Raw genomic sequence first — 12,038 nt, 5'->3', positions numbered from 1 at the left:
AGATTCTGTTCATTTTCATCGATTTCATTGATTGAGAAAACGCTTTCTATAAAAAAATGCCCCTATGAAAGGGGCATGTTTGCATTAAATTTCATTGCAATGTTTTTCGAACAATTCCTGGATGTGTGTGATAACAGACATCGGGTCATGCCCTTCGATTTCATGGCGGCCGATTTCCTCCACCATTTTTCCGTCTTTCAACAAGACGAATGACGGTGATGACGGCAAGTGGTCATCGCCGAAAATATGGCGCGCTTGTGCAGTCGCTTCTTTATCTTGTCCAGCGAAAACTGTCAATAGACGGTCCGGGCGTTTGTCGTAATGCACGGAATGCAATGCTGAAGGGCGTGCAATGCCACCTGCGCATCCACAGACCGAGTTGATCATAACGAGGCTCGTGCCGGGTTGTGCAAAGGCTTCATTGACCTCTTCTGCAGTTTCCAATTGTGTATAGCCGCCGTCTACTAATTCCTGGCGCGCTTGTTTAACGATATCGTTCATCATAAAGTTAAAATCCATAGCCATCCGTTAACAACTCCTTATTATTTCCTCTTTCAATCATAGCAGGACTTGAAAAGACTTGCAAAAAAGCTTACTCGAATAAATCCGTTATGGCTTGTGATACGGTGAGCTCATCTTTCAGGACTTGCTGCTCGAGCGTTTTGACCTTGTCGCTGCGCTCCCGATCGCCGTAGAAACGGCTCAGCAATTCATCAGTAATCATCGAACGGAACCAGTCTTTCGTCTGGTCCTGACGGCGCACATTGAAATAACCGCTCACTTTGACCGTATCCTCGAATTGTTTCACCATATCCCAAATTTCTCGGATTCCTGTTTCTTCAAGTGAAGATGCCGGCAGCGCCTGCGTTTTCCAGCCTTCAGTCGCCCGCTGCAGAAAATGTAGAATTCCTTTGTATTCGCGTACAGTCTTCTCAGCAAGCTTCATGTTGTCTCTGTCCGCTTTGTGGACAATGATAGCGTCAGCCAATTCCAGAATGCCTTTCTTCATGCCTTGGAGTTCATCCCCCGCACCAGTTAAAACAAGCAGCAAAAACATATCGACCATTCCGCGCACCAAAGTCTCGCTTTGGCCGACCCCGACAGTTTCCACCAAAATGACATCATAGCCTGCCGCTTCGCAGAGCAGCATCGTTTCGCGTGTCTTCTTGTGGACGCCGCCGAGCGTTCCGGCAGTCGGCGACGGCCGGATGAACGCTCCTGGATTTCTTGCCAGGTTTTCCATCCGGGTCTTATCGCCAAGAATTGAGCCGCCGGTAACCGACGAACTCGGGTCGATGGCGAGCACTGCCACTTTATGGCCCAGCCGCGTCAGCATTTCGCCGAAGGTTTCGATGAACGTGCTTTTGCCCGCTCCCGGCACACCGGTAATGCCGATGCGAATGCTGTTTCCGGTATGCGGCAGTAGCTGATTTAACAAGTCCTGACCCATTTGCTTGTCTTGCGGATTCGAGCTTTCCAGCAGCGTAATCGCTTTGCCCAAATGGATGCGCGATCCACTCATCACCCCTTCAGCCAGTTCAGCTGTTTTGAAGCCCTGCGCCTGCGGCTTCTTGAATTTCTTGCGCGGCGCAGACTGCATGCCGTCGTGACTGGCTTTGACGCCTCCCATGACCCGCCGGGATCCTTTTTCGCGGTCCATCAGTCGGCCACTTCCTCATAGCCAAGACGGCTGTATATCTCTTCAATGACTTTTTGTGCCGCAACCGGGATGACCGTTCCGGGTCCGAAGATGGCGCTCGCTCCGTTATTGCGCAGGAACTCATAATCCTGCGCCGGAATGACGCCGCCGACAACGATCAGGATGTCTTCACGGCCGATTTTCTTCAGTTCAGCTGCCAAGTCCGGAACCAATGTCATATGCCCGGCTGCCAGCGAACTGACGCCGATGACGTGGACGTCATTTTCCGCAGCTTGTTGCGCAGTTTCGGAAGGCGTCTGGAACAACGGCCCGATATCCACATCAAATCCAAGGTCCGCGAATGCTGTCGCGATGACTTTCGCTCCACGGTCATGACCGTCCTGCCCCATTTTTGCAATCAGGATGCGCGGACGGCGCCCTTCGTTCTCAATAAAGTCTTCCGTCATTTCTTTGACGGTTTCCATTTCCTGCTGATTCGAGAAGTTCGAACTGTATACGCCACTCACTGAACGGATCACCGCCTTATGCCGTCCGGAAGCCTCTTCAATGGCATCCGATATTTCACCTAATGTTGCGCGATTTCGTGCCGCTTCCACCGCACATTCCAGGATGTTTTCTTCCCCGGTTTTAGCCGCAGCTGCCAGACGGCGCAATGCCACGCCGACTTTCGCACTGTCACGCGTCGCTTTCATGCGCTCGATGCGCTCGATCTGCTTTTTGCGCACCATTGTGTTGTCGATGTTCAAAATGTCAATCGGGTCTTCTTCATCCAATCTGTAGCGGTTGACGCCGATAATGATTTCTTCGTTCGAATCGATTTGCGCCTGTTTTTTCGCAGCCGCTTCTTCGATGCGCATTTTAGGCAAGCCGGTTTCGATCGCTTTCGCCATCCCGCCAAGCTCTTCAACTTCTTCAATCAATTGCCAAGCTTTCTCCATCAATTCATTGGTCAACGATTCGACGTAATACGATCCGCCCCATGGATCGATGACTTTGGTCATTAAGGTTTCTTCCTGCAGGAATAATTGCGTGTTACGGGCAATGCGGGCAGAAAAGTCGGTTGGCAAAGCAATGGCTTCATCAAGTGCATTTGTGTGCAGCGATTGGGTATGGCCCATTGCCGCCGCATTCGCTTCGATCAGCGTACGCGTGACGTTATTGAACGGATCCTGCTCGGTCAAACTCCAGCCCGAAGTCTGGGAATGTGTTCGGAGTGCCAATGATTTGTCGTTTTGTGGATCGAACGATTTCATCATTTTCGACCAAATGGCGCGGGCTGCACGCATTTTCGCGATTTCCATGAAATAGTTCATGCCGATGCCCCAGAAGAATGACAGGCGTGGTGCAAAAGCATCGATGCCAATGCCGGCTGCAAGGCCGGTGCGGACGTATTCCAGTCCGTCGGCAAGCGTATACGCCAATTCAATATCTGCCGTCGCTCCCGCTTCCTGGATATGGTAGCCGGAAATCGAAATCGAGTTGAATTTCGGCATTTTTTCGGACGTGTATTTAAAGATATCTGCAATGATTTTCATCGACATTGCAGGTGGGTAAATGTACGTATTGCGCACCATGTATTCTTTTAAAATATCATTCTGGATCGTGCCGGCAAGTTGCTCCGGCGACACGCCTTGCTCTTCTGCTGCCACGATGTAAAAGGCCATAATTGGCACAACTGCGCCGTTCATTGTCATTGACACCGACATTTGGTCGAGCGGAATGCCATCAAACAAAATTTTCATGTCTTCAACACTGTCGATGGCGACGCCGGCCTTACCGACATCTCCAACAACGCGTGGATGGTCGGAATCATAGCCGCGGTGCGTCGCCAAATCAAATGCGACTGAAAGCCCTTTTTGGCCCATTGCCAAATTGCGGCGGTAAAAAGCATTGCTTTCTTCAGCCGTTGAAAATCCGGCATATTGGCGCACGGTCCACGGACGTGATACGTACATCGTCGGGTAAGGGCCGCGTACATTCGGGGCAAAACCAGGCAAGCTGTCTTCAACGCCTTCCATGTCTTGCGGTGAATACACCGGTTTGACGGCGATGCCTTCATTCGTTTCAAACGGTTCTTTTTGAACCCCTTCTTGAAGCTCTATAGCCAATTGCTGTAAATCGACATTTGAAAAATCCGGTTTTGCCATGTTAGAAGGCCTCCTTTCCAAGACTTAAGATCGCTTCTAATTTCGAATTGATGTGTTTGCCGCCGTAAATGGAATCGGTGACGCCGTGTTTACTCCAAAATTCACTGCGTTCTTTCGGGATTCTGCCTGCAACATCAATGGCGGCAGACGTTTCCAAGCTTGGCAGAATGGCATCAATGACGTCTGCCGGAGCGCATAGCACAGCATAATCAATGTGGTTTTCCTGCAAGAATTTATTGACTTCTTCTGCAGATTTAATTTCCGGACTGATCAATGGTTCAATCCCTGCCACCGCAAGGAAACCGACGACGAAATCCGATTGGGATTTCACTGTTTTTAACGGTGCCAGGTGGATAATTGCCGTTTTTAAAATACATTCTTTGGCGAGTGCACGCATTTTCTCAAATGGCGCAGCTAAGCGCTTCGCAGTGATGTATTCGAGATGGCTTTCGTCGATTGTGCCGTCTTTGACCGCTTCCTGTGGGTCAGCGTAGACATTCGTGCCGATCAAGGAAGCATTGCGCAAAGCGATCTGCTTTTTGCGTTCCAGCCATTTGGCCTGCATGTCGTCTGCCAGCCAGCCGGACTGCATAACTTCCGTATAGCCGCCCGCTTCTTCGATTTCAAGAAAGTATTGCCAAGCTGCTTCTACGTATTCCTGCGTCAGCGACTCGATGTAATATGAGCCGGCTGAAGCGTCCAAGACGTGGGCCGCATGTGCTTCTTCTTTGATGACTAGCTGGACATTGCGCGCAATCCGGCGGCTTTGGCCATTCGGCCCCGTCAGAAAATCATGCGGATGCACAGTATGCGCGTTCGTTCCCCCAAGGATAGCGGAAAAAGTCGAGTTGCCTGCTCTCAGTAAATTGACGTAAGGGTCCAGTTTTGAATAAGAACGTACCGATGTTTCCGTAAAGACCGGAACAGCCGGCGCTTTTTCGCCGTACGCTTCGCAAAATGCATTCCACAACACACGAAATGCGCGGAGCTTAGCGATTTCCTGGAAAAATTGCGTGTCGACTGCAAAACGCACCCAGATTTTTTCTGCCTGTGCATTGAAATTGTCGGCTTCCATCGCTTCTGCCAGCATGCTGAGCGCGACACCAAGTTCATGGATAATCGTTCCGCCAGCGCCATGCACCGGAATCAGATCAACCATCAGCGTGCGTACATTCGGTGGCGCAGTGACAACGAAATCAGACTGAATCGCCCCTTGAACATGCCTAAGCTGCTGTTCATCAATAAAGTCAAACACCCGCAAGATGCCGTTATCATCAGATCCCAATTTAAAATACAGCGGATGCGTAATGATGAGACCCGCGAGCTCTTGCAATTCCATATCTGTCCATTGCAGATTTTTTTGGCTCGTGTAAACGATTGTTTCATTGCCGCGCGCCAATTCTTCTTTAGCTGCTGCTAAAAAATCCGCTGCTGTTTCGTAAGCGGTTTCTTGGGCAACGAACCAGCCTGGCAAGCGTTTGCCGTTCTGCACAGCTGCCGCTTGGCTCTCGGCAGCATGGCCACGGCTCTCAAACATTTCTTTTGTGTATAACGGTTCTAAGGTAATGCCTTCTATCGTCGGAGTTTTCAAAGTTTCATCCAGCGGTTTGCCTTTCAGCGCTATTTCAGCCGCTTCCCGCCAGTCTTCATATGTACGTTCGGAAAATTGGGTCTTTTTCATCGATTCGATAGTCAAGCTGTTCCCTCCCTAAAGGTCTCTTTATTCATTTTACCCGACTATCCACAGACATAAAAGGAAAAAAAGCCTGAAGTCCGTAGACTCCAGGCTTTCTATCAATAAACGGAAGTGTTTTCCTTGTTCATGTTTTCAAGAATTTCTTTGACGCGCCCCAGGAATTGTCCGCAGACAAGTCCGTCAAGTACGCGGTGGTCGAGCGATAAGCACAAGTTGACCATGTCGCGTGCTGCGATCATGCCGTTGCCCATGATGACTGGGCGCTTGACGATCGACTCGACTTGCAGGATTGCCGCTTGCGGATGATTGATGATCCCCATTGACTGGATAGAGCCGAACGAGCCTGTGTTGTTGACAGTGAACGTTCCGCCTTGCATGTCAGTGGATCCCAATTTGCCGTTGCGGGCTTTCAATGCCAAGTCGTTGATGTCGCGGCCGATGCCTTTGACGGACTTTTCATCTGAGCTGCGGATGACAGGCACGAACAATGCGCTGTCCGACGCAACTGCGATCGAGATGTTGATGTCTTTTTTCTGGATGATCTTGTCGCCAGCCCACATCGAGTTCATCATTGGGAATTCTTTCAAAGCCTGAGAAACGGCTTTGACGAAAAAGGCGAAATACGTAATGTTGAAGCCTTCTTTTTTCTTGAATTCGCCTTTGATGGAATCGCGGTACGAAACCAGGTCCGTGACATCTACTTCGATCATCATCCATGCATGTGGCGCTTCGTGCTTGCTCTTCAGCATATTGGCAGCGATCGCGCGGCGTATGCCTGTTACCGGGATTTCGATATCGCCAGGTGCGCTTTCGATCGGCGCTGACTTAGCTGCAGGTGCTGAAGCCGGTGCTTGCTGCGCCGCTGCTTGAGGCGCTGAAGTTTCTTGGCGTGCAGGAGCTGCAGGTGCATCGCCAGCTTTCGGAATGTTGCCGCTCTCGATCAGTTTTAACAAATCTTTGCGCGTGATGCGCCCTTCATTGCCTGATCCGTCGACTTGTGCAAGATCAATGTCGTTGTCTTGCGCCAAACGGAGGACCGCAGGCGAATAGCGTGCTTTCGAGCCAGACGGGCGGATCGGTTGTGACTGGCCATTGCCGCCAGACGGTTGTTTCGATACGGCAGTATCTGCAGCAGGCATTGTATTTTCTTTGCCTGTGTCCGCTTGTTGAGGTGTCGCATCTTCAGCCGGAGCTGAATCGCCGCCTTCTGTTTCGATTGTGCAGACGATTTCGCCGACTGCGAGTGTTTCGCCTTCTGCAGCAAGCAATTCCTTAATGATGCCGGTAAACGAAGAAGGGACTTCTGCTGTTACTTTATCTGTATTGACTTCCGCCAGCGAATCGTATTTATTGACGTGGTCGCCAGGAGCGACAAGCCATTTTTCAATGGTGCCTTCTGTGACACTTTCGCCAAGCTGGGGCATTTTGATGTTCTCTATAGCCAAAGGGATTCCTCCTTGTTTGATTTACTTTTTGATCCAGCTTCTGCGCCTAGTCCCTCGGGGTCTTAAGTCAGCCCAGTGTCTAGTTCCGTGCCTAGCTCTTCGGGTCATAGGCCGTCCCAACTGCGTGGCAAAGAACGCCACTTCGCTGGTCCGTCTTATGCCTGTCAGAGCTGAACAGGCACTTCTACTTTTCGAGTCTGTACGGCTGAAAACATGCCGTTTCGGTGTTCTGTCTAAAACATATGCTCCAGCAGCACTACGTGCTTCGTCGCAAAGTCATGGCCCAAATTTCATTTGGCCATAACTTGCCTGTCGGGACTTGACAGGCGCATGCGCTTTTCTTTTGATCCAGCTGCAACGGCCAGGTTCTCGGGTCATAAGCCAGCCCAGCTGTGTGGCAAAGAACGCCACTTCGCTGGTCCGCCTTATGCCTGTCGAACCTAATCGGCCGTTTCCGCTTTTCTTATTTAAAACTCCGCTAGTTCACGCATTGCTTTTTCGACTTTGTCCGGGTTGATCATGAAGAATTTCTCCATTGTCGGCGCGTAAGGCATTGCGGGAACGTCTGGGCCAGCCAGGCGGCGGATTGGAGCATCCAGGTCGAATAGGCAGTTTTCAGCGATGATCGCTGCCACTTCGCCGATGATGCTTCCTTCTTTATTGTCTTCTGTGACGAGAAGGACTTTGCCGGTTTTCTTAGCGGCTTCAATGATGCCTTCTTTGTCCAATGGATAAATTGTGCGCAGGTCCAGGATGTGGGCGGAAATTCCGTCCTCAGCAAGGCGTTCTGCAGCTTGCAGCGCGAAATGCACAGCCAGTCCGTAAGTGATGACTGTGATGTCGTCGCCTTCGCGTTTAACATCGGCTTTGCCGATTTCAATCGTGTAGTCTTCTTCAGGCACTTCGCCCTTGATCAAACGGTAAGCGCGTTTGTGTTCGAAAAACATTACCGGATCTTCGTCGCGGATGGCCGCTTTCAATAATCCTTTTGCGTCATATGGAGTCGACGGAATGACGATTTTCAAACCAGGCTGGTTTGCGAAAACGGCTTCCACCGATTGTGAATGGTACAACGCGCCGTGGACGCCGCCGCCGAATGGTGCACGGAAAACGATCGGGCATGTCCAGTCATTGTTCGAGCGGTAGCGGATGCGTGATGCTTCCGAAATGATTTGGTTGACAGCTGGCATGATGAAATCCGCAAACTGGAATTCCGCAACCGGGCGCATGCCGTACATCGCGGCGCCGATCGCAACTCCGGCTATTGCCGATTCTGCTAGCGGTGCATCAACAACGCGGTCTTCACCGAATTGATCGTAAAGGCCTTGCGTCGCTTTGAACACGCCGCCTTTTTTGCCGACGTCTTCGCCTATAACGAAAACATTTTCGTCACGTTCCATTTCTTCTTTCATGGCAAGCGTGATGGCGTCAATATAATTCATAACTGCCATTATTCGTTACCTCCCTGTTCCGCGTAGACGTATTTCAGCGCGTCTTCCGGTGCAGCGTACGGTGCGTTTTCAGCATAATCCGTCGCTTCGTTGACAAGAACCATGATGCGGGCATTGATGTCCGCTTCCAGTTTGTCGTCCATGATGCTGTTTTCTTTCAAATAAGCGCCGAATAACAGAATCGGATCTTTTTCTTTTTGTGCAGCCAATTCATCAGCTGAACGGTATTGGCGGTGGTCATCATCTGATGAGTGGGCCGTCATCCGTTCTGAAACTGTTTCGATCAAGCTTGGGCCTTCCCCGCGGCGTGCGCGGTCGGCAGCTGCTTTGACGTGTTTGTAAACTTCGATTGGGTCGTTGCCGTCAATTGTTACGCCCGGCATGCCGTATCCAGCTGCGCGGTCCGAAACGTTCTTGCTCGCCACTTGGCGGTCATAAGGAACGGAAATCGCGTATTTATTGTTTTCGACCAGCGTAATAACCGGCAATTTATGGACGCCTGCAAAGTTCAAGCCTTCGTGGAAATCCCCTTGGTTTGAAGAACCTTCGCCTAGCGTTGTAAACGTGATAAAATCTTTTTTCTTCATTTTGCCAGCCATTGCTACGCCTACTGCGTGCGGCAATTGCGTGGTAACCGGTGAAGAACCAGTCAAGATGCGGTTTTTCTTCTGCCCGAAATGGCCAGGCATTTGGCGCCCGCCTGAGTTCGGGTCTTCGGCTTTTGCGAAAGCCGATAACATCAAGTCTTTAGGCGTCATTCCGAAATGCAAGACAACGCCTAGGTCGCGGTAATAGGGTGCGATGTAATCTTTTGTGTTGTCCAAAGCAAATGCTGCGCCAACTTGAGCCGCTTCCTGCCCTTGACAAGAAATAACGAACGGGATTTTACCCGCGCGGTTTAGAAGCCACATGCGCTCATCGACACGACGCGCAGTCAGCATTGTTTCGTACATTTCCAGCAAATCGTCTTGTGACAAACCTGCTTCTTCGTGTTTTGAAACCATTGAAATTCCCCCTTTAGCTATGAATCGCTTTGCCGTCTACAGCCAATGCCGCTTCGCCCATCACTTCTGATAGTGTCGGGTGCGGATGGATGGTTTCGGCGATTTCCCACGGTGTTGCATCCAGAACCATGGCCAGGCCAGCTTCTGAAATCATATCGGTTACGTGCGGTCCGATCATGTGAACACCTAAAATGTCGTTTGTCGCTTTATCGGCAATGATTTTGACGAAGCCGTCGGATTCCCCGAAAACAAGCGCTTTACCAATTGCTTTAAATGAGAATTTGCCGACTTTGACATCATGACCTTTTTCTTTTGCTTGCTCTTCGGTGATGCCGACGCTTGCGGCTTCCGGATTGGAATAAATGCAGCGCGACACCAAATCGTAATTGATGGCATGCGGATTATTGCCCTTGATGTGCTCAACGGCCGTAATGCCTTCGTGGGATGCAACATGCGCCAATTGAAGGCCGCCGATCACATCGCCAATTGCGTAGATGTGGGACTCTTTTGTCTGGAATGTATTTTTCACTTGGATAAAGCCTTTATCAACAATGATGTCCGTATTTTCCAGGCCGATGTTTTCGACATTTGCTTGTCTGCCTACAGAAACCAGCATTTTTTCTGCATTAAACGTTTCCATGCCGCCTTTTACTTCAGCTTGGATCGTTACGCCGTTGTCGCCTGTTTCAAGCGTCTCCGCCATCACTTTAGCGCCGATAGCGAATTTAACGCCTTTTTTCGATAGCAATTTCAGCATTTCTTTTGACACGTCTTTGTCTTCTGTCGGAATGATGCGGTCCGCGTATTCGATGACCGTCACTTCTACGCCAAAATCATTGAGCATCGATGCCCATTCAATGCCGATAACACCGCCGCCAACGATTAAAATCGATTTCGGCAATTCTTGCATTTGCAGTGCTTCATCTGAACTCATGACGAATTCGCCGTCAATCGTCAAGCCCGGTAGCGTGCGCGGTCGAGAACCTGTTGCGATGATGACATTATTCGGAATAAGCATTTCGTTTTCTTCACCGTTCGCCATTTCCACTGAAACCGTACCGGCATTCGGTGAAAAGATCGACGGTCCAAGAATCCGGCCGATGCCTTCGTAGACATCGATTTTGCCTTTTTTCATTAAGCCTTGAACGCCGTTATGCAATTGGTCGACAATAGCTTGTTTGCGCTGCTGAACGCGTGAAAAATCCAATGACACGTCTCCTGTAACAACGCCGAAATCAGCTGCGTGGTTTTTTGTTGTCGAATAAACTTCAGCACTGCGGAGCAGCGCTTTGCTTGGGATACAGCCTTTATGCAGGCATGTTCCGCCAAGATTGCCTTTTTCGACAATCGCTGTTTTTAATCCTAATTGAGCCGAGCGGATGGCAGCTACGTAGCCGCCTGTTCCGCCGCCCATGATGACTACATCATAATTTTGTGCCATAAGTGAAGACGACCTCCTTTGTTATTTTCCTGCCGGGTAAACTTTCGCTTGCTCTTCGCCGTTCAATACGCGTGCCGCACCTTCGGCGAGAGCCTGGAGCTCATTTTCGCCGGGAAGGACAACAACATCTGCGATCCAACTAATGCGGTTTGTAATCGACTCCACGAAACTTTTGCCGTAAGCCAATCCGCCTGTCAGAATGATTGCGTCCACTTTGCCTTCAAGCACGGCGCTTGCGGAACCGATTTCGCGCGCTACCTGATAGGCCATCGCGTCATAAATCAGCTTCGCTTCCTGATCGCCTTTTTGAATTCGTTTTTCCACTTTTACAGCGTCATTGGTCCCTAGATACCCGACCAAGCCGCCTTGCCCAACCAGCATTTTCATAATTTCCTGGCGGTAATATTGGCCTGAGAAGCATAATTCAACCAAATCGCCAGCTGGCACCGTTCCCGCTCTTTCGGGGCTGAACGGCCCATCACCGTGAAGGCCGTTGTTGACATCTACGACACGGCCGCCGATATGTGCGCCGACTGTTATGCCGCCGCCCATATGAACGACAATCAAGCGCAAGTCGCTATACGCGCGCCCTGACTCTTTCGCGTAGCGGCGGGCAACCGCTTTTTGGTTTAATGCGTGGAAAATCGATTTTCGTTCAATCAATGCAAAGCCCGATACGCGTGCAATCGGGTCCAATTCATCAACAACGACCGGGTCAACGATGAATGACGGGATGTTCAGCGCCTGAGCAATTTCAAAGGCAATAATTCCGCCAAGATTCGAAGCGTGCTGGCCGGATACGCCTTTGCGTAAATCGATGAGCATCGTTTCATTGACTGCGTATGTCCCACCTTCGATCGGCCGAAGCAATCCACCGCGTCCACAGACCGCAGACAAATTGGAAACATTCATGCCTTCTTCATCGAGCGCTTCTAAAATTGTTTTTTTGCGAAATTCGAATTGGTCGATGATGGACGTGAATTGTGCAAGCGATTCCGTCGAATGGCGAATGGTGTTTTCCATTATCAGGATATCGTTGTCAAAAACACCGATCTTAGTCGAAGTCGAACCTGGGTTTAAGACCAAAATCCGCTGCTGCTGTTTTTGCACAGCGATCCCTCCGTTTCATCTTTTCTTTAAACTACACAAGCAGCAGGCGCCAGCCGGGTTGAACCGGCCGTGCCTGCCTGCCAT

Annotated in this window: 9 protein-coding genes; all 9 read right to left on the bottom strand. The window is 50.4% G+C overall.

The features are described from left to right. Positions 1–84: 84 nt before the first annotated feature. The 9 genes from AC4EHB_RS01950 to buk all read right to left on the bottom strand — a co-directional run bounded on the left by AC4EHB_RS01950 (position 85) and on the right by buk (position 11,954). Complete coding sequence (locus AC4EHB_RS01950; protein ID WP_490973904.1) at positions 85–525, bottom strand: BrxA/BrxB family bacilliredoxin; 441 nt, start codon at positions 523–525, stop codon at positions 85–87. Between the two features lie 67 nt (positions 526–592). After that, positions 593–1,660, bottom strand: a complete 1,068-nt coding sequence (gene meaB / locus AC4EHB_RS01945; RefSeq protein WP_490973903.1) for a methylmalonyl Co-A mutase-associated GTPase MeaB — start codon at positions 1,658–1,660, stop codon at positions 593–595. After that, positions 1,660–3,807: a methylmalonyl-CoA mutase gene (scpA, locus tag AC4EHB_RS01940; protein ID WP_490973902.1), complete on the bottom strand. Its 2,148-nt coding sequence runs from the start codon at positions 3,805–3,807 to the stop codon at positions 1,660–1,662. Before scpA ends, meaB begins: the two co-directional genes overlap by 1 nt. Before the next feature lies 1 nt (position 3,808). Beyond that, positions 3,809–5,503 carry a methylmalonyl-CoA mutase family protein gene (locus AC4EHB_RS01935; RefSeq protein ID WP_490973901.1) on the bottom strand — a complete coding sequence of 565 codons (1,695 nt, stop codon included), beginning with the start codon at positions 5,501–5,503 and terminating at the stop codon, positions 3,809–3,811. Between the two features lie 98 nt (positions 5,504–5,601). Next, a complete protein-coding gene (locus AC4EHB_RS01930) occupies positions 5,602–6,948 on the bottom strand; it encodes a dihydrolipoamide acetyltransferase family protein (protein ID WP_490973900.1) in 1,347 nt (448 codons plus the stop codon). 467 nt (positions 6,949–7,415) lie between these two features. Beyond that, entirely contained in the window at positions 7,416–8,399 is a 984-nt protein-coding gene (locus AC4EHB_RS01925; protein WP_490973899.1) for an alpha-ketoacid dehydrogenase subunit beta, read from the bottom strand. Next, positions 8,399–9,403: a thiamine pyrophosphate-dependent dehydrogenase E1 component subunit alpha gene (locus AC4EHB_RS01920; protein WP_490973898.1), complete on the bottom strand. Its 1,005-nt coding sequence runs from the start codon at positions 9,401–9,403 to the stop codon at positions 8,399–8,401. The genes AC4EHB_RS01925 and AC4EHB_RS01920 overlap by 1 nt, the downstream gene beginning before the upstream one ends. Before the next feature lie 13 nt (positions 9,404–9,416). Next, positions 9,417–10,844: a dihydrolipoyl dehydrogenase gene (lpdA, locus tag AC4EHB_RS01915; RefSeq protein WP_490980532.1), complete on the bottom strand. Its 1,428-nt coding sequence runs from the start codon at positions 10,842–10,844 to the stop codon at positions 9,417–9,419. A 21-nt stretch (positions 10,845–10,865) separates the two neighbouring features. Next, on the bottom strand, positions 10,866–11,954 hold the full coding sequence (gene buk / locus AC4EHB_RS01910; RefSeq protein WP_490973896.1) for a butyrate kinase: 1,089 nt from the start codon (positions 11,952–11,954) through the stop codon (positions 10,866–10,868). Positions 11,955–12,038: the final 84 nt, after the last annotated feature.

The sequence above is a fragment of the Planococcus sp. TJ-302 genome, from assembly GCF_058268455.1.
The sequence above is the reverse complement of the archived record's forward strand: the minus strand, read 5'-3'. Positions and strand labels throughout refer to the sequence as shown.

Coding starts and splice junctions, on each gene's coding strand:
- AC4EHB_RS01950 (WP_490973904.1), bottom strand. CDS start 525: ATGGCTATGGATTTTAACTTTATGATGAACGATATCGTTAAACAAGCG.
- meaB (WP_490973903.1), bottom strand. CDS start 1,660: ATGGACCGCGAAAAAGGATCCCGGCGGGTCATGGGAGGCGTCAAAGCC.
- scpA (WP_490973902.1), bottom strand. CDS start 3,807: ATGGCAAAACCGGATTTTTCAAATGTCGATTTACAGCAATTGGCTATA.
- AC4EHB_RS01925 (WP_490973899.1), bottom strand. CDS start 8,399: ATGGCAGTTATGAATTATATTGACGCCATCACGCTTGCCATGAAAGAA.
- AC4EHB_RS01920 (WP_490973898.1), bottom strand. CDS start 9,403: ATGGTTTCAAAACACGAAGAAGCAGGTTTGTCACAAGACGATTTGCTG.
- lpdA (WP_490980532.1), bottom strand. CDS start 10,844: ATGGCACAAAATTATGATGTAGTCATCATGGGCGGCGGAACAGGCGGC.